The sequence below is a fragment of the Paraburkholderia caledonica NBRC 102488 genome, from assembly GCF_000685095.1.
In the GTDB taxonomy this organism is placed as follows: domain Bacteria; phylum Pseudomonadota; class Gammaproteobacteria; order Burkholderiales; family Burkholderiaceae; genus Paraburkholderia; species Paraburkholderia caledonica.
This window is the reverse complement of sequence record NZ_BAYE01000013.1, coordinates 89,670-107,434: the sequence shown is the minus strand read 5'-3', so window position 1 is coordinate 107,434 and position 17,765 is coordinate 89,670. Positions and strand designations below refer to the sequence as shown.

Sequence of the window (17,765 nt, the reverse complement as noted above, 5' to 3'; positions counted from 1 at the left end):
GCAGCAGGCGAACGGCAGTTCGTTCGGAAAATGCTGGTTACGTGTGCGTCATTGCATTGAAGCGACAACTTCGTCGGTCGTCACCACGCCGTGCGCGAGAAACGCGTAGTTGACCATTGCCGCTTTATATCCATCGCCCCAAACGGGGTGACGTGGTCCCGCAGTCGCATCGCTCACGACGTGAACCTCGAATCCCTGTTCGAGCAGGTCGCGCAGATGCGATTCCACGCACATATTCGCGAGCATGCCTCCCAGTACCACCTTGCTCACGCCACGCTTGCGCAGTTGAAGGACGAGATCGTTGGTTTGCGGTCCGAAGACCTTATGCGGGCTCACAACAACCGTCTCGCCGTCGTTGATGTAAGGCTTGAATTCGTCGAGCCAGTCAGCGCCTGATCCCTCGAAACCTTCGAGATTCAACTGACCGCTACGCGCAAACGTGCCGGTAGCGAATTCGTCGGACTCCAACGGCCCGTTGAATTTCCACAGGCGATCGGTCGGGAAAAAGTAATGTGGCGATATAAAGACGGGGAATCTCGCGGTCTTTGCCGCCTTGAAGATTCGCAGCATGTTTTCGACCGTCCTGTTCTCCGTCACGCTTGCTCCCACCGCGCCCCAATTCTTGCCCGACTTGCTCAGGACATCGACTTGCGGGTCGATGAATACTACGGCTGTCTCCGTACGATCAAAGGACACTTCGGACCTCCAGGAAAACGCGTGACGGCTCACCGACCTGTCCGACCGGAGCCTCCCGACCAGATTAGGAAACGAAGGCCTGGAAAGCAACGACGCATTGATGCGGCATCCAGGTTCGCCACGCGAGCGCCGGATGACGGGGCGCTCGATGCGTCCGCTGCTTGACTCCGCATGCATGCTTTTAACAAGGCGATGATTAAGACTCCCACGCGCTTATTGGGATCTGGCATGCAAATACGGTTTTCGCGACCTGCCGGTGCGTCTGTTTCTGAACGTGCGCAGGTCGTCCACGTCTGCCGGCGGCGGCCAACGCCCGAGGCGGGCCTGGCCGCGCTGGCTTCACGGTTACATCGTTTTCGTTTCTGAACGGGACTGGCAAATTCCCAGCCAATGCTCCGAAATTCCCGGTGAACATTGGGCATTTGCCACGTAATGCGGCCCGCCACGCCCAATACAAACGTGCCTCGCGAGGTCAAGTGCGAAAACGTAGGTGGTTCTTCCCACATACCGGATTGAGAACAAGGCCTATAAATCGTGGACGTAACTGCGGGGGCTACGTCTTCCCTTCGGCCATGACGGCACGGCCACCGGCGCAAAATTAACTTTGGTTATAACAAACAGGCTACGAGGATTGCCGATGAATGTCTTCGATACCGCAATCCAGACTTTCCTGACCGGCGTTGCTGCAGATCTGCCCATACTGAACCACCCGATCAGAGTCCTTGCGGCTCTATACACGTTCAAAGGTTTGGCGCTCGTGGCGGTGTTATGGTGGATCTGGTTCAAGCCCGGTCAGCGGGCAGAATGGGAACGAGAAATGGTCGTCGCGACGATCCTGAGCGCGCTGCTTGCGCTCGCAACGTTCAGAATCGTCGCTCACTTCTTACCGTTCCGGGTGCGGCCGGTTTATAACCCGGAGCTGCACCTGCAATTTCCATCGGATGATCTGGGTGCTGCCGTTTTACCGACCTGGAGTTCGTTTCCGAGTGATCACGCCATGCTGTGGATGTCGGTCGCCACCGGCATCTTTCTCGTCTGGCGCCCCGTCGGTGTACTTGCGCTACTGCACACGGCGATCGTCATATGCCTGCCGCGCGTCTATCTCGGCTGGCACTATCCAACGGACATACTGGCGGGCGCAGCCTTTGGAGCGGCCACCACCTGGACAATGACGCGGGACGCAGTTAGAACCCGTTTTGCAGTTCCAATACTGCGATGGCTACAAAAATCTCCCAGGCCAGCTTATACGCTCCTATTTGCTTTATGTTTTGAGCTGGTCACTCAATTCGAAGAATTCCTGATTCTCGGGCGTTTGCTTTTGAAGTAGTTCGAACAAGCCGGGTTGCCCATATGGTCGCTTGGGTTAACCCTCTCAATAGCCAGAGCGAGCTTCTGCACATCATCCGGGCATTATCCACAGCTCAACTTTTTGCGCCCGAAGCCGTAAACCCATTGGGGTGCAGGAATAGACGCAGCGGCTGACAAAGATGCAGCTTTACCGGAATTCCGGACCGTACATGAGTAAGCGCACTCAAAAGCGCCAGTTTGGACTTCGCCCAGGAAACAAACTCGATTTTCTGCATGACAAGCTTGATGCCGTTAGCTAATGCGCTCCAACGGATCGAAACCGGGAGCAGCGTCTGAAACACCTCGAACCAATCCAGCGGGAAACGCGAATCCCCTGCACTGCTAATGGTGCAGGCTTTGGCGAGACACAGCCCGCTGCACAGAAACACCGTTACATCAACAGCGCAGCCGACGCGGCCCCTAATAGCATATGAAAGTCCGTAACGCCCGTTGCTGGGCACCCCAAGGGAAGCGGCGGTGGCTCGCCGCTGCTGCCGCGCTCGCCATCGCGAGCGCAGTACGCATGTTGCTTCATCCGTTGCTCGGGCCTGTCATGCCTGGCACCGCGTTCTGCATTGCGGCGGTGCTCGTTCAATACCGCTTCGGCCTTGCTCCGGCGCTGACCGTAATGTTGGCGGGATTGGGCCTCGCCGACTATCTGTTCGTGCCGCCCTACGTGACCATCGCAGTCTTCGACCGGGCGGATCTGCTATTGCTCGTGTCGTATCCAGTCGTCACGCTCGTGCTGATCACGTTGCTCGAAAAACTGCGGCGTGTGCAGTTTCGCGCCGAACTGATCGCTGCAGTGGCGCAATCGCGCTATGAAATGCTGCTTCGCCATGACAACGAGCGCGCGATCGCCCGCCGTGCCATTGACGAAACGCACCGGCTCCTCAGGCATCTATCGCACCATCACAAGACATTCATTCTGATTCAGGCACTCGAACGTGAGCCGCTGCGGCGCAACGGCGCCGGCACAGCGTCCGCGCTGGCCGTCGCATCGCACACTTTCGCCGGATTGCCTGCGGATCTCGCGCCGGGGCCCCGCCTCTCCGAAGTCGATCCGGACGATATCCGACGGCTCTCGAATGGGCTCTCGGCCGGTTCACATCGCGTGCGATTCGCCGCCGGTTCGAACCTTGCCGGAGGCACTGCGCGCGTCGTCGACTGCATCTGCGAACAATTTACGACTCACGCGGGCGATTTCCTCGTGCTGCGCGTGGCGACCGACACATGAAATCATTAACGCAGTCCATCTTTCTCGAAGGCGGCGGACACGCGGTGCTATTGCTGCACGGCCTGTCGAGCTCGCCGCTCGAAATGCGCTACCTCGGGCGGTTCCTTCGCGACGAGGGTTTCACGGTGTGTGCCCCGGTGCTCAACGGCTATAGCGCCGGCATGGGCGGCGAGGCAATGGAACACTGGCTCGACGCCGCAACAAGCGAATTCGATGCGCTCGCCGCTCGATTCGACCGGGTGTCTATCTGTGGCCTGTCGATGGGCGCGGCGCTCGCGCTCGCACTCGCCCATCGACGCCCGCAGGCCCAGGCGGTCGTGCTGCTGTCGCTCACACTCGCCTACAACGGCTGGGCTATTCCCTGGTACCGCTTTCTCCTCGGCTGGGCTTACTACACGCCCTTGCGTTCGCGCTGGCAGTATCGCGAGTCGGAACCGTACGGCCTGCGCAACGAAGCGCTGCGTGCAAAGATCGCGCGCTCGATGCAGCGCTCGAATTTCAGCGAAGTCGGTCCGTCGACGATTGCACTGCCCGCATTGCACGAAGCGAGCCGCCTTGCATCCTTCGTCCGCTCGCAGATTCGTGGTATCCGCAACGACTGCCTCGTCATCCACGCGATCGACGACGAAACGTCGAGTCCGCGTACCGCCCAATCCGCGGCGTTGGCGCTTGGTTCGAGTTTTCTGCGCACCATCTATCTCGACGATTCGTACCACATGATCACATCGGACAACGAACGCGAGATCGTTGCGCGCGAAACGGCATCGTTTCTGCGCGAGAGCGAAGCGGCTTCGGGATCTGGCGAACCGCGTAGCCCCGTTGTATCCAAAGCGCTCGCGCGCCGCTTGCGCCAGCTTGCTGCCATCGGCAAGGACGACGCATGAAAGCGCGGACGTTCACGCATCGAAACGTGGGTGCGGCGGCGTTCGCAATGACTCTGGCGGGTATCCTGCCCGCTTCGACCGCACGCGCGGCCGACGCAACAGCGGCCCCGGTTGACAGCAAATGGAAAGTGGCGATCGGGCCGGGTGTCGTCGTGACGCCGGAGTCGCCCGGCTCGCGGCATACCACGGTGTTCCCATTCCCTTCGCTCGATATTTCCTACGATGACCGGGTCTTCTCGCAGGGGCCGGACGTGCTGGGCGTCAATGCGCTGCGCAGTACGAACTATCACGTCGGCGCGGCGCTGAGTTTCGATTTTCAGTCACGCAACGAGAAGGACGATCCGCACCTGCACGGTCTGGGCAACGTGCATGGCGGCCCGAAACTCAAGCTGTTCGCCGACTACACGCTATGGATGTTCACGGGCTCTGTCGCCCTGTATCAGGACATTGCAGGGCACGGCCAGGGCAAAACCGTTCCGGTGGACCTGCTTGCGTCGGTGCCTGTTGGAAGCGGCCTTTTTTCTATTGGCCCGGGCTTTACGTGGGCCGATGCGCTCTACACGCGGACGTTCTTCGGCGTATCCAGCCAGCAGAGCGCGGCATCGGGACTGCCGGTCTATAAAACCGGTTCTGGCGTTCGGGATATTCATCTGAACGGCTACTTCAGCTACGACTTCTCGAAGCACTGGGTAGGCTCCGTCGCGGTCACCGTTGGGCGGCTGCAGCACTATGCGGCAGCAAGCCCGATCACTGAGCGCCGCAGCGAACTGAATACGCTGGCGTCTCTCAACTACCGCTTCTAGGTCGTGCGGGAGTCGAATATCGGTGTGCGTGCGGCAAGCCCGTTCTACTCGCGCGCGCGTCAGAACGTCTCCTGCTGCGGCTCGGGGCCACGCGTCGGCGCGGACGGTTGCGCAAGCTTGACCGCGCGCCCGGTGCGGGCGGATTCGTAGATTGCGTCGATGATGCGCTGATCTTGCAAGCCCTCCTCGCCTGGCGTATGCGGCTGGATGTCGTCCTTGACGCACACCGACATGTGATCGATCTCCCGCGCGAACTGGTTCTGCGGATCGATCTGCAACTCCGTTGTCGCGGACTTGCCCTCCACCAGCATGCCGTGGCGCAGCCGCAGGCCGTTGTAGCCAAATGCCGGATCCATTTCGACCCAGCCTTTCGAGCCTTGTAGCCTGAACAAACGCGACTCGTGACTCGCGTAGCTCGACATGCACGTTGCTGTGAATCCGCTCGGAAAGCGCAGAATGAAGTGCACCGATTCCTCCACTTCGACGAAGCGTGGATCGTTTTCCGGCCGGTGCACCGACGCAAACACCTCGAGCGGTTCCTCGCTGGACAGAAAGCGCGCCGCGTTGAGGCAGTACAGTCCGATGTCGGGCATGGCGCCGCCGCCCGCGAGTGATTTCTTCAACCGCCATTGCCCCGGGTCGCCGACGTTTTGCGAATTTCCGGCGACGAACTCACGCAATGGCCCCAACTGCTTTTCCTTCACCATTTTCACGATCATGCGATCCATCGGCTCGTACTGGCTGCGATACGCGATCATGAGTTTGCGGTTGGCGCGTTTCATCGCCCGGACCATCGCCTCGCAGTCCGCCGCGCTGTTTGCCATCGGCTTTTCGCACAACACATGCTTGCCGATATTCGCGGAGCGCAGCGTGAACTCTTTATGCATGCCGTTCGGCAGCACGATATACACGACCTGTACGCGCGGGTTGTCGGCAAGGCGCTCGAAGTTCTGATAGTCGTAAATGTCCGCTTCCCGCACGCCGTACTGGCGTGCGACGCGAAGTGCCTTGGTCCTGTCGCCGGAAACCAGCGCGGCGACCTTCGAGTACTTGCACTGCGCAAGCGCAGGCAGGATCTGGTCCAGCGACAGCCGGCCGAGTCCGACAATGGCATATCCCACACGCTCATCAGGCGGCAAGTTCGCGTCTGGCGTTTCTTCCTTTTGCTCGGTGTCCTGGTCCTGAATGAGCGGCAGTTTCACGTGATTCGTATCGGCACCGTTTGGACCTGCGGCCAACACGCTACTGGTCGAGCCAACCGTGAGTGCGGCTGCGAGGCTCGCGCCTCCTCGCCTGAGAAAGAGGCGTCGCGCGGTTTCTGAAGGCGCAGTCGCCTCCGTGGGTACGTCGGACGTCGGCTGGTCAGAATGCGAAGTGCGGTTGCGAGTGGGCATTGAAGCTCCGGTACGAATGATGGATCTCGCGCCTTGAGACGATATGCCGATGCCTGTCGTCGCAGCACACTTCGGCTTGTTCGAGCATGACAAGCGCCCCGGCCGTATGAAGGCGCGCCACGTTACATGTGCATCAGCCGCCTGCACCGGTTACACGCCAGATGGCGTTGCCGACGTCGTCGGCGATCAGGAGGCCACCGTCCCGATCCTGAGCGACGCCCACGGGGGCGCCATACAACTGCTTCTGGTCGGCGGATGTAAAACCTGTCACGACATCCTTGGGCGCACTCACCGGCTTGCCGTTCTCGAACGCCACGTACGACACCACGTAACCGCTCAACGGCGAGCGGTCCCAACTGCCGTGCTCGCCGATGAACGCGCCGCCGCGATACCGCGCCGGCAAGTTGTTGCCGGTATAGAACGTCAGTCCCAGCGGCGCGACATGGGAGCCGATTGCGAAGTCCGGCGCAATCGCCTTGGCGACGAGGTCGGGGCGCTGCGGTTGAGCGCGAGGATCGACGTGCTGGCCGTAATAGCTGTACGGCCAGCCGTAAAAGGCGTTCTCTTTCACCGACGTCAGATAATCCGGCACCAGGTCTGCGCCGATCTCGTCACGCTCGTTCGCGATGGCCCATAGTTGTCCCGTCTTCGGTTCCCATTGCAGCCCCGTGGGATTGCGAATGCCCGCTGCGTAAATGCGGCTTGCACCCGTAGCCGTATCGACCTCCAGTACGTCTGCGCGCCGGTACTCGACTTCCAGACCGTTCTCTCCGACGTTACTGTTAGAGCCGACGCCTACGTACAGCTTCTTGCCATCGCGACTGGCCAGCAACGATTTCGTCCAGTGGTGGTTGACCGTATTGGGAAGATCGGCAAGCTCGACGCCGCGCTCACTAATGCCGGTTGCGCCCGCCTTATACGGAAACTTCAGGATTGCATCAGTATCGGCAACGTAGAGCGTGTCGCCAACCAGCTGCATACCGAATGGCGAGTGCAGATTGTCGATAAACACGTGCCGCTCCCATTCGCCGCTGCTATTGGCAGGCTTTCTCAGCAGCGTGATGCGATTCGCACCTTTCGCCTTCTTCCCCGACTTGCTTTCGATAAGTCCCGCGATGACCTGCTTCGGCGTGGTAACGGCCTCTTCGTTCGGGCTATTGGATTCCGCCACGAGAATGTCGCCATTCGGAAGCGTATAAACCTGACGAGGGTGCTCGAGTCCCGACGCGATCTTCTCGATCTTCAGGCCGTCAGCGACCTTGGGCGTGGCGCCGTTCTGCCAACCCACGTACCTGGGGACCTGCATCGGCGGCGCGAAGAAGTTGCGCGCCTCCGGCATCGGCGGATTGGCGCCAGCCTGATGCGACGCATCGTACTGCGCGTGTTCGTTGCATCCACTCATCAGCGCCGATATGGCGACGATCAGCGCGCCGGTCGTGACGAGCTTATTCATGAGTCGCCTCCGCGCGATGGAGTCTGTCTATTGCCATTGCAACGTGAGCGATGCTCAGCAGCACGACCGTGATAACCGACAGAATCACGTTTTCCGGAACCATCGCGTAGGCGTCGCGGCTATGCACGAATGCATTGATGACCGCTGCGACGATCGCAAGCAGATTGAGCCAGAAGTCCAATCTTTCGATGCGCGATACCCGGCGACGTCGCTGCACCCATACGTGACCCAGATTGAGAAGGCGCGGAACGATCGCGATGATGAGGCCCACCGTCACGAGCCAGCCGGCGCCCTTGCCCCAGAACACATTACGCGTCGCCATGTAGATGATGTCGAAGATCAAGGTGCCGACGAACAGTCCATAGGGTATGGGATTGAACAGTTCGAAGATGGCGGGAGCGATCGTCGATGGACGTCTGGTAACGGAGGGCGTGGTGGACATGGCTTTCCATTTCTGTATCAGAACCGGTGTGGGTGCCGCTGCATTAGCCATGCCCGGACCCTTCGTTTAGCTGTCGGTCTGATTGCCCGCGACGTCGGCAAGCGTCATGTGGAAAGCATGGATACGCATCTACTGATGCGCGTTGAATTGCAAGGCCATGTCATTGCGGCCCGCGGCGGCTCTTTGCTGAGCGCGCCGCGAGTACTATCGATGAGTCACTTCACGGGCACGAGCACCGGCGCGTTCTGGTCCTTCAACAGCAGCACGAGAAACTTCGCTGGTTGTGTGGCGCTGGCGTTGCGGCCCACCGTATGCACGTCGTTCGGGCCCTCATAGAAAGTCTGGCCGGGCGTCAGCGTGACTTCCTTGCCGCCCTTCACACCCATCACGATGGTGCCTTCGAGCACGTAAATAAAACCGTGCGCGCGATGCACGTGCACCGGATCGGCGGCGCCCGGCGGATACACAACGGTGATCATCAGCGCTTCCTTGCCCGGATAATCCGCTAGCGGCTTCTCCATCAAGGGCGTGACGACAGCGTCGGGCGCGGCGTGAGCCGCTTGCGCGAGACACGCCGCGGCGATCATCGCAAACTTTCTGAATTCAGGCATGATGTCCTCCGTGTTGCTGAAGATGCGCGACTGGACTCGTCGCTCAGGAGAGGTTCGCCTTGCCGAGTCCGAACGCCGCGTCTGCCGATCCTGGCACAGTTCTGAAAGCCACATTGACGCGGTTCCAGCCATTGATCGCCATCACGTGAAATGTCAGGTTCGACAGTTCCTGGTCCGTGAACTGAGTGAGAACGCGTTCGAAAATGTCATCGGGTACGCCGCCTTCCGGCAACTTCGTCAGGATCTCCGTCCATGCGAGCGCCGCGCGTTCACGCGGAGAAAACAGCGCCGACTCGCGCCAGATGGCGACATGATGCAAACGCAGTTCGCGCTCGCCGTGAATCTTTGCCTCCTTCACGTGCATGTCGACGCAAAAGCCGCAGCCGTTCATTTGCGATGCACGCAGCGACACCAGTTCGCAGATCGACGTTTCAATGCCAGTCTCTTTCACCGCGAGGCCGAACGCCACGAACTTCTTGAACAGTTCCGGCGATTGCTGCATGTAGTTGATGCGTTGAGTCATGGTTGCTCCAGCGAGGATGAAACCGGTGCACACGAGCCACGCACCGGCGCCGGCGATATGCCGTACTCAACCATCGTAGTTCTGGCGGCAGACGGCCGGAAGCCATGCGAAGCGCCTCACTGTGTTGCCCGTGAGACACCAATCTATAGCGCGATGACCTGCGGTGCCGAATGTTCGACCGGCTCCCCGAGCATCCAGCGCAGATCGCGCTCAATCGCGGCGCACAGCGTGGAAATGGGGACGTCGTTCGCGCTTCCTTCGAAGGGGTTCTCCGTGCTTTCGCCCACCTGCGCGAGCGACGTGTACATCCACGAAACCATGACGCTGCATGGCACGACGAGCCAGATCATGTTGCCGTGCATGAGTCCGCTTGCGCCACTATTGAGTTTGTCGAATTCCTGCAGCAGGCCGAACGGGAACAGAAAGCAGAAAAACCGCACGAACAACGCGCTGATCGTCGCGTATTGGCGAGGGTAAGGGAAGTTTTTCAAGCGCTCGGCTTTCGCCTGAAGCGCGATGAAATCGCCAGTCGCCCGCTGAAGTTCGAGATAGAACGACAGGTTCAGATGCCCAGCGAGGTGCAGTGACTTAAGGCAATCGCTTTGCATGCTCAATATGGCCGTTGTCGCCGACGGTGAGGCGAGCGCGCGCGTACTCTCCGTGCTGGAAAGATAGTTCTTCAGAACGTCTTCGATCGCTGTTTCCCATTCGGGAACATGATAGTGACGCCGGTACTCGAGATTGAAGCGCCGGGTCATGCTTTCCCAGATTCGGGGGCTACGCAGTTCGTATCGCAATGCGGTTAGCCACGCAAGATGCCGGCAGATCAGCTCGCGGCTGGTATTCCGTTCAGAGGGAAACGCGCACGACAGTTGTCCCCACTTGCGGCTCGCGCCGACAATTTCCGTCCAGACGTCCTGTGCCTCCATTGCACGGTTATACGTCTGCACGTTTTTGAAGCCCACGATAAACGACGTCGCCGTACCCAGCAGTACGACGATAGTGAACGGCACCGACAGCCACGTCATCGACGCGTACTTGTAGAGAATGACGGGCACCGAGCCACAAATGACGAGTGCGTAGATTTGCCTTCGGGTCCAGAGAAGGAATTCGGCGAGGCGATACGATTTACCAAGGTGCATGTCGTGTGTGAGACGTTCGATTAAATAAGGTCTGGTCGAATGACCGCACTCTCACAAGACGTTTGATCTTGCGCCGTGTGACACTGACACAAGCATGGCGGAAGACCGTATTACGACCTTCAGCTGAAGGACACAGTCACTCCACCGAACGGCGATATCGCGCGACGAAGCGCGCCTGCCCAATGACCTTTCCATGCATCTGGTATGCGACGAGCGCCGGACTCGACGCGGCTTTTACATCGATGCCCGGCACTGAGAGCGCGGAAACCGTGACGACATATCGATGCGACTCGCCTTGCGGCGGGCACGGTCCACCGTATTTCGAGTCGCCGAAGTCAGTCAGGGTTTCCACAGAACCCGCCGGCAGCAGGTTTGCATTGCCGGACGCGCCCTTTTCGATCGACGTCTGCGACGGCGCAATGTTGGCTACTTCCCAATGCGTCCAGCCGAGGCCGCCGGTGGGCGCATCTGGGTCGTGAATAGTGACGACGATGCTTTTCGTCCCCGCCGGAACATGTGACCACGAGATGTGTGGGGAGACGTTCTCACCGCGGCAGCCGAATCCGCCATACACCTGTTCGTTCGCGAATTGCCCTCGATTCAGATCATCGACCTTCACTGAAAACGGCTCGGCAAACGCGGAGGCCGGCACGATCGCCAACAAGGTTGCGAAACAGACGGTGGTTCGCAAAGCGGCACGCAATTTCATGATCAACTCCGTTATCAAGAAGGCAAGTAAAGGGTTTGGTCAGCGCTTTCGATCAGCCGATGGTTGCGAGCGGATCGCTGTTGTACATTTATCTCTCAGCCTGACCAGGCGAGCGACGGACGTACTCCACTGGACTACTAATGAATAGAAACCGCGAGCGTAGATGCGATTCGTCGTTATGGAGCCATGTATATCGGGCTGCTCAGTCCAACCATTAACTCATTGCACGGAGCGCCTTAGTCGAGACGAATTGTAGGTTCGAGCTTTGGTTGTCAGTAGAGCCCCCGCGGCGATCACCGTGTTGTGCGCCAGACAACAATGTTCAGACCAAGGAACGTCTGAGGGTGCCATGGCGACGGACTTCAGGCCGCGCGGCGGATATATTGAGCACAGTCCACCTGCCATAGCGGCTGAAACTCGGTATCCGTAAGCGGATATGACAGATTGTTGACGACGGCGGCATTTCGACCTCTGCGCAGGCTAACCTCGCCTCTCTCGCCACTCGGCTGGAGAACAATGAAGCCAGACCGCCGGCCGCCTTCCGCGAACCATACAACCAAAATAGCCGATATCTCTACGATTTGCGCCACTAGCTTTCGAGCGGCCTTCTCCGGGCTATGCTGAACCACCCCGCTGCTTTGGCTACCGCACGAGCGGGCGGGCGTCTGAGTATGACAATTAGATGCCAGGACACCTAATCCATTGCCGACCGTCAGAAACCTGGCAAAGCAATGGACATATCGCGCGCGGCCGGCCCCAACGAAACAGTCGGTGCGCGCGTGCGACCGGTCGCGTCCACTGACCGACCTATCGCGATGGTTCATAACTGCGTGCCCTATATTCGGAGATAGACCATGTGGCAGCCGTCCAGTGCGATCCTTCAGTTGATGAAGGACAACGCAAAACAGTTGCTTCCCGATGCGCTGTTCCTCAGCCTTCTGCATCGCAAGCACATCGGGCGCTTTCCGAGATTGTTTCGTCCCACGACATTCAACGAGAAAATCCTGCAGCGCAGCTTACGGCCAGACCCGCGATATGCCGCGTTGACCGATAAGTTGACCGTGAGAGACTATGTCAAGGCGAAAGTTGGCGAACAACATCTGGTCCCACTGATTTCGTCGCCCGACGATTTCACGCAGTCGGTCTTCGATGCACTGCCCGACGCCTTTGTGATGAAAGCGAATCATGGCAGTAGCTTTGTGGAGATCGTGCAGGACAAGTCGAAAGTCACTTTCGACGGGTTGCGCACTTTGGCCAACCGCTGGATGTCTACGGACTTCTACCAGATTGCAAGGGAGCGTCACTACCGGCAGATTCGGCCACGGATTTTCTTCGAAGAACTTCTTCTCGACGAGCATCGCCAGATTCCCGCTGACTACAAGGTTCACTGCTTCGGCGGAAAGTCGGGACGACCGATGATGTATATCGTCGTCATCTCGGACCGGTTCGGCAGTAACACGCGTGGCGACGTATTCGATGTTCACTGGAATCATCTCGACGTGGGCATTGGCCCGTACGCCCGTAGCACGATGCCGCCACCGCCTCCGGAGAATCTGAATTCGATACTGGACATGGCCGCTGTACTGGCCGAAGACTTCAACTATGTTCGCGTCGACTTGTATGCGCCGGGCAATGCAGTGTACTTCGGCGAACTCACGTTCACGCCAGGCGCTGGCGTGGTGCCCATGAGGCCCGATCGCGTCGATTTCGAGTGGGGCCGGCTTCTAACGTAACGCTTTCTCACTCTGAGAAAAACGGTCGCACGACCGACCGAGGTTCATTGCGACTATCGGGGAGTCTGATCGTCGAAACTATTGGGAGCTTGGGTGAGCGGAAGCTTCGCACGCTCGGACGGCGCGGAATTCCTGTGATGAGCCCACTCGCGCAGTCTGTCCACCGCGCCTCCCGAGTGCGGGTTGGCAAAATGAAACAGGACCGTGGATCTCACGCTGTGCGGCAGGCACGCCTGGTTCGCGTGGAGCGATCTCATTCCCCAGAAAAAATACAGATTGCCCGGCTCCAGCCGCAAGATGCGTGCGCCGAGCGCACGCTGCACCGTTTCTCGCGCGAGTACCGAGCGCGTCAGTGAATTTTGCACCAGTGCTTTTTCGGCCAGGTTAATTACCGATGAAGACCGCACCCGGCGCAGGTTCGGATACATCACGAGATCGCCGCGCGGCTCGTTCGGGGCGTTCGGAATGATCAGCGGCAACAGCGCGGTGACGACATAGGTGTCGTAGTGAAACAGGTTGGATGCCTTGAGTCCCAGGTCGCCCGACAGCACGCGAAGCGCGGCAACGATGTCTATATCGGGTGCGGCTCGCCCGGTGCCTCGCCGGTACAACCCCGCGAGTATGCGCCGCAGATGCGGCGATTGCCCAAACGTCGCGAGCGGTGAGGCATCGAGCCACGGGCGTCCGGCGTAAATAAAGTGCTGGCGTTCATGCTTGTCCAGTTCGCGCTGAACGTAGTTGCCCGCCATTGCAATTTCAGCCGGAGAAAGGACGTCCCGAAGTGCGCTTATGCCGACTGTGTCCATCTCCTCGCTCAATGCGTCGAGCCTTTCGTCGGTCACCTGCTTCAATACGGAGTCCAAATCCTGATTCGAGGCACTTTCCATAGCTCCTCATGCAGTGTGGTCGCAGAGTGGATGGTGGTTTCGTCCTGGGAATAGCCAGGTTCTTCCTTGCAGTTTGTCATGGGCCGATTGCCGCGTTATGTGCGGTAGGCCATATGGCGGTTCAATGGCCGTCTGACTCACCGCAACCGGGAACTGCTCCCTTCGGAATCCAACGCTCCCCTCTATTCCAGCTGTCGTCATTTGCTTACGGCAAAAGATCTGTTCGTCAACTTCGCGCCCGCAGGTAGGATGGCTCGCCAGATGCATCCCTAACCTTCCCGACCGCCATGTCCACGACAAAGACACGCCCCAATCGCCGCGCATTTCTCCAGCTTTCCACCGGCGCTGCAGTAGCCGCGGCAGCCGCAGTGGCCGCACCGCTCGCTCTTGCGCAAGCGCCGGCGCCAGGGGCACCAGCGCGCGGGCCACGCGCTTTGCGAATCGGCAACCAGAAGGGTTATCTGAATCTGCTGAAGGGCCGCGGCACCCTCGAAAAAAGGCTGGCGCCGCTGAACGTATCGGTGAGCTGGACCGAGTTCGCTGCGGGCCCCGTGCAACTGGAAGCGCTAAACGTAGGCTCGATTGACTTCGGCGATGTCGGCGAAGCACCGCCGATCTTTGCGCAGGCGGCCGGCGCGCCGCTCGCCTATGTGGCAGCGACGGTTCCGCGACCGCAATCCGAAGCCGTGCTGGTGCCACCGGGTTCGCCAATCCGTTCGATAGCTGATTTGAAGGGCAAAAAGATTGCGCTTAATCGCGGCAGCAACGTCCACTATTTTCTCGTCAAGCTGCTGCGTCAGCATGGCTTGCAGTATGCCGACGTGAACGTCGCCTTTCTCGCTCCCGCCGACGCACGCGCTGCGTTCGAGCGCGCGTCCATCGACGCATGGGTGATCTGGGACCCCTTCTTTGCCGCCGCGCAAAAGTCGCTCGGTGCGCGGGTACTGGCGGATGCCAGCGGCGTCGTGGGCAATCGCGGCTACTACTTCTCGTCGCAGAGTTATGCAGCGAAGAACCCCGACGTGATACGGATCGTGATCGAAGAGATCGAGAAAGTCGATCAATGGGGCAGCCTCAACAAGGATCAGATGTCGAGCGAACTGGCGCAGCTATGGGGCTTGCCGAAACCGGTCGTGGATGTCGTCGTGGCACGTCAGCAGTTCGGCACGGAGCGGATCACTCGCGCCATTCTCGCCGAGCAGCAGCAAATCGCGGATGCGTTTCTTGACCTTGGATTGATCCCCAAACACGTCGACGTGCTGAGGGCCGGCCCGCCGAACCTCGCGTAAGGACGACAGCGCGGACGCCCGATGGCGACCGACGGAGCGCTTAAGGCGCTGCGACGCACGGCGCTGGCAAGATCGGCGCCAGCAAGCTCCATGAAAGTTCCGGTTGCTCTCGGCGCCGCCGTGAACTACATCTAAAGCCGGAGCGCGCTCGGCGGCAAGCCCGCGCGCGATCAGACAGAGGAGAGCCGTCATGGGTATGCGCCCGGATCCCACGTTCCACGCGTCGCCAAAACTTGCAATGGATGCGCCCGCGGAAGAATACGCGTACACGCTCCTGCTCAGCCCCGATTTTTCGCAGCCCGACGCGCTCGCCGTTATCGACGTCAAGCCCGGCTCGCCGACCTACAGCCAGGTGGTCCACACAGTGCCGGTGCCGAACAAGGGCGACGAATTCCATCATTTCGGCTGGAATGCGTGTTCGTCGGCGCTGTCGCCGCTGACCGGCCACGCGTTCCTCGAGCGGCGCTTTCTGATTATTCCGGGTATGCGCTCGTCGCGTATTTACATCGTCGATACGAAGCCGCATCCGACGCAGGCGCGGATTCACAAGATCATCGAGCCCGAGGAAATTTTTCGCAAGACGGGCTACTCGCGTCCGCACACGGTTCATTGCGGCCCCGAGGGCATTTACATCAGTACGCTCGGTGGCGCGGGGCCGGATGGCACAGACGGGCCGCCGGGCATCTTCATCATGGACTGTGAAACGTTCGACGTGCTCGGCCGCTGGGAAATCGATCGCGGACCGCAGGAGAAACATTACGATTTCTGGTGGAATCTGCCGCGCGACTACATGGTGTCGAGCGAATGGGCGTTGCCGCCGCAGTTCGAGAACGGCATCGTGCCCGAGGATCTTCTGTCGAACAAATACGGCCACGCAGTCCACTTCTGGGATCTGCGCGCCCGGCGCAATGTCCAGACGATAGACCTCGGCGCGAATCATCAAATGGCACTGGAAGTGCGTCCCGCCCACGATCCGAGCCGGGAGTATGGCTTTATCGGCGTGGTGGTCGACACGACCAACCTCGAAGGCTCGATCTGGACATGGTGGCGCGAAGGCGGCCAGTTCCACATCGAGAAGACGGCGACCATTCCGCCCGAGCCGGCCGACGCGGCGTCGCTGCCGCCGTTGCTGCAGGGTTTCGGCGCGGTGCCGCCGCTCGTCACCGACATCGATCTTTCCATCGACGACAAATTTCTCTACGTTGCCTGCTGGGGCACCGGCGAAATGCGGCAGTACGACGTGACCGAGCCGCGCAAGCCGAAGCTCGCCGGTTCGGTTCATCTCGGCGGGATCGTGCGGCGCACGCCGCACCCGAACGGCGAGGCGTTTGCAGGCGGCCCGCAGATGGTCGAGATCAGCCGCGACGGCAAGCGCGTGTACTGGACCAACTCGCTGTACTCGACGTGGGACAACCAGTTCTATCCGAACGGCGTGCCCGCGGCGCAAGTCATGGCGCATGCCGATCCTGGCGGCGGCCTGACACTCGCCGACGACTTCTGGGTGAAGTTTCCCGATGGCTACCGCGCGCACCAGATTCGCCTGGAAGGGGGGGACTGCTCGACGGATTCGTTCTGCTACCCGTCGGTGGGCATTTGAGCGGCGGCTGGTCGCAGACCGGCCTCTGGCTCGCGGTCGTCGCAAGCGGTTGCTATCACGGCGCCAACCCGGCGATGGGATGGCCGCTTGCGGTGTCGAACGCTCTGATGCAACGGCGCTCGCGTGCGCTTTTTACCGCTCTTTTCTATCTGGCGGCCGGACATGTGCTGGCCATCTTTCTGATGGTGATGCCGTTTGCCATGCTCGCCGTCGTGTTTGCGTGGCAGCGCGAGATCCAGACTGGCGCGAGCGTGCTCGTGATCGGCTTCGGCGTTGTCCTGCTGCTCTGGCGACGGCACCCGCGTGTGCTCGCCCGGATCGCGCCATCGCGGCTTGCGCTGTGGTCGTTCGCCATAGCGATTGCGCACGGTGCCGGGTTGATGCTCGTGCCGATCTACCTGGGCCTTTGCCGCGCCGACGATGCCGACCGGGCGCACCAGGCGGCGCAGACATTGATAGAAGCGCGGCTCGGCATGGCGCTGCTGGTATCCGGCGTGCATGCCGCGGCCATGGTGCTCGCCGGCGGACTGATCGCGTGGCTCGTGTATCGCTATCTAGGGCTCAAGTTCGTGTCGCGCAGCTGGTTCAACCTTGACGCCGTGTGGGCGTTTAGTTTCATCGTGGTCGGCACGCTTGCGCTGGTGCTCAATTCTGGCGATTTACGCGGGTCTTGATGGCCGCTGGCTTCGACATCGCAAAGCGCTGTCAGGCTGTTCATGTCATTGCGCGCAAGGCCTGCACGAGCCGCCGCGATCTCTAAAGACATGCCAGCAGCGCTACTCGACGTTCGATGCCTCGCGAACGACAGCCGAGACGCTGTCGAAATGGCGGTCGCCCATTCTCCTAAGCACGGCCAGGACCTCGCCGTCGGCGCCCTTGCGCTCTGCATAATCGACCAGTTTGTCACGCGTAGAGGGAAACGCGGCTCCTTCGAGCGCGCGCGTGATCTCTTCCATTCGCGGTTGGTCCGGATGGCGGTGGTTCTGCGAACGAGCCAGATGCTGAGCCATTTTCATCT

Annotated in this window: 19 protein-coding genes; 8 read left to right on the top strand and 11 right to left on the bottom strand. The window is 60.2% G+C overall.

All coding sequences use genetic code 11. From position 1 onward, the window contains the following. Positions 1-48 precede the first annotated feature (48 nt). Positions 49-696 carry a cysteine hydrolase family protein gene (locus BCA01S_RS23820; RefSeq protein WP_027779073.1) on the bottom strand — a complete coding sequence of 216 codons (648 nt, stop codon included), beginning with the start codon at positions 694-696 and terminating at the stop codon, positions 49-51. Positions 697-1,333: 637 nt separating this feature from the next. On the opposite strand from BCA01S_RS23820, the gene BCA01S_RS23815 reads away from it, so the two are divergent. Further along, entirely contained in the window at positions 1,334-2,023 is a 690-nt protein-coding gene (locus BCA01S_RS23815; protein ID WP_027779072.1) for a phosphatase PAP2 family protein, read from the top strand. A gap of 94 nt (positions 2,024-2,117) precedes the next feature. On the opposite strand, the gene BCA01S_RS38075 is transcribed toward BCA01S_RS23815, so the two are convergent. Next, positions 2,118-2,432: a hypothetical protein gene (locus tag BCA01S_RS38075; RefSeq protein WP_146221155.1), complete on the bottom strand. Its 315-nt coding sequence runs from the start codon at positions 2,430-2,432 to the stop codon at positions 2,118-2,120. A 41-nt stretch (positions 2,433-2,473) separates the two neighbouring features. Between BCA01S_RS38075 and BCA01S_RS23810 the strand changes: the two genes are divergently transcribed. Genes BCA01S_RS23810 through BCA01S_RS23800 form a run of 3 tightly spaced genes read left to right on the top strand, consistent with a single transcriptional unit; the run spans position 2,474 to position 4,967 of the window. Continuing rightward, positions 2,474-3,280 carry a DUF4118 domain-containing protein gene (locus tag BCA01S_RS23810; RefSeq protein ID WP_027779071.1) on the top strand — a complete coding sequence of 269 codons (807 nt, stop codon included), beginning with the start codon at positions 2,474-2,476 and terminating at the stop codon, positions 3,278-3,280. Beyond that, a complete protein-coding gene (locus tag BCA01S_RS23805) occupies positions 3,277-4,164 on the top strand; it encodes an alpha/beta hydrolase (protein WP_027779070.1) in 888 nt (295 codons plus the stop codon). The genes BCA01S_RS23810 and BCA01S_RS23805 overlap by 4 nt, the downstream gene beginning before the upstream one ends. Beyond that, positions 4,161-4,967 (top strand): MipA/OmpV family protein, encoded by an 807-nt coding sequence (locus BCA01S_RS23800; protein ID WP_027779069.1) that lies wholly within the window; start codon positions 4,161-4,163, stop codon positions 4,965-4,967. The genes BCA01S_RS23805 and BCA01S_RS23800 overlap by 4 nt, the downstream gene beginning before the upstream one ends. A gap of 59 nt (positions 4,968-5,026) precedes the next feature. On the opposite strand, the gene BCA01S_RS23795 is transcribed toward BCA01S_RS23800, so the two are convergent. The 7 genes from BCA01S_RS23795 to BCA01S_RS23765 form a co-directional block, all read right to left on the bottom strand. Continuing rightward, complete coding sequence (locus BCA01S_RS23795; protein WP_027779068.1) at positions 5,027-6,361, bottom strand: Gfo/Idh/MocA family protein; 1,335 nt, start codon at positions 6,359-6,361, stop codon at positions 5,027-5,029. A gap of 133 nt (positions 6,362-6,494) precedes the next feature. Continuing rightward, positions 6,495-7,814 carry a PQQ-dependent sugar dehydrogenase gene (locus BCA01S_RS23790; protein ID WP_027779067.1) on the bottom strand — a complete coding sequence of 440 codons (1,320 nt, stop codon included), beginning with the start codon at positions 7,812-7,814 and terminating at the stop codon, positions 6,495-6,497. Next, positions 7,807-8,256: a DUF2231 domain-containing protein gene (locus BCA01S_RS23785; protein ID WP_027779066.1), complete on the bottom strand. Its 450-nt coding sequence runs from the start codon at positions 8,254-8,256 to the stop codon at positions 7,807-7,809. Before BCA01S_RS23785 ends, BCA01S_RS23790 begins: the two co-directional genes overlap by 8 nt. Positions 8,257-8,471: 215 nt before the next feature. Beyond that, positions 8,472-8,867: a cupin domain-containing protein gene (locus BCA01S_RS23780; RefSeq protein ID WP_042319229.1), complete on the bottom strand. Its 396-nt coding sequence runs from the start codon at positions 8,865-8,867 to the stop codon at positions 8,472-8,474. A gap of 43 nt (positions 8,868-8,910) precedes the next feature. Then, positions 8,911-9,390: a carboxymuconolactone decarboxylase family protein gene (locus tag BCA01S_RS23775; protein ID WP_027779064.1), complete on the bottom strand. Its 480-nt coding sequence runs from the start codon at positions 9,388-9,390 to the stop codon at positions 8,911-8,913. 143 nt (positions 9,391-9,533) lie between these two features. Then, positions 9,534-10,532: a bestrophin family protein gene (locus BCA01S_RS23770; protein WP_027779063.1), complete on the bottom strand. Its 999-nt coding sequence runs from the start codon at positions 10,530-10,532 to the stop codon at positions 9,534-9,536. Positions 10,533-10,668: 136 nt separating this feature from the next. Next, positions 10,669-11,241, bottom strand: coding sequence for a YbhB/YbcL family Raf kinase inhibitor-like protein (locus tag BCA01S_RS23765; RefSeq protein WP_027779062.1), 573 nt, complete (start codon positions 11,239-11,241; stop codon positions 10,669-10,671). Between the two features lie 854 nt (positions 11,242-12,095). On the opposite strand from BCA01S_RS23765, the gene BCA01S_RS23760 reads away from it, so the two are divergent. Beyond that, positions 12,096-12,974, top strand: a complete 879-nt coding sequence (locus BCA01S_RS23760; RefSeq protein ID WP_027779061.1) for an ATP-grasp fold amidoligase family protein — start codon at positions 12,096-12,098, stop codon at positions 12,972-12,974. Positions 12,975-13,027: 53 nt separating this feature from the next. Here the strand turns inward: BCA01S_RS23760 and BCA01S_RS23755 are convergent, their stop codons facing one another. After that, positions 13,028-13,837, bottom strand: coding sequence for a hypothetical protein (locus tag BCA01S_RS23755; RefSeq protein WP_244146031.1), 810 nt, complete (start codon positions 13,835-13,837; stop codon positions 13,028-13,030). Between the two features lie 311 nt (positions 13,838-14,148). Here BCA01S_RS23755 and BCA01S_RS23750 point away from each other — a divergent pair, with 311 nt between their 5' ends. The 3 genes from BCA01S_RS23750 (at position 14,149) to BCA01S_RS23735 (ending at position 17,421) form a co-directional block, all read left to right on the top strand. Next, the gene (locus tag BCA01S_RS23750; RefSeq protein ID WP_027779059.1) at positions 14,149-15,150 is read left to right on the top strand and encodes a sulfonate ABC transporter substrate-binding protein; all 1,002 of its coding nucleotides are present in this window, start codon (positions 14,149-14,151) and stop codon (positions 15,148-15,150) included. Positions 15,151-15,340: 190 nt separating this feature from the next. Next, complete coding sequence (locus BCA01S_RS23740; RefSeq protein WP_027779058.1) at positions 15,341-16,747, top strand: selenium-binding protein SBP56-related protein; 1,407 nt, start codon at positions 15,341-15,343, stop codon at positions 16,745-16,747. Beyond that, positions 16,744-17,421 (top strand): hypothetical protein, encoded by a 678-nt coding sequence (locus BCA01S_RS23735; RefSeq protein WP_027779057.1) that lies wholly within the window; start codon positions 16,744-16,746, stop codon positions 17,419-17,421. The genes BCA01S_RS23740 and BCA01S_RS23735 overlap by 4 nt, the downstream gene beginning before the upstream one ends. Positions 17,422-17,523: 102 nt before the next feature. Here BCA01S_RS23735 and BCA01S_RS23725 read toward each other — a convergent pair whose 3' ends face one another. Then, positions 17,524-17,757, bottom strand: coding sequence for a DUF2795 domain-containing protein (locus tag BCA01S_RS23725; protein ID WP_027779056.1), 234 nt, complete (start codon positions 17,755-17,757; stop codon positions 17,524-17,526). Positions 17,758-17,765: the final 8 nt, after the last annotated feature.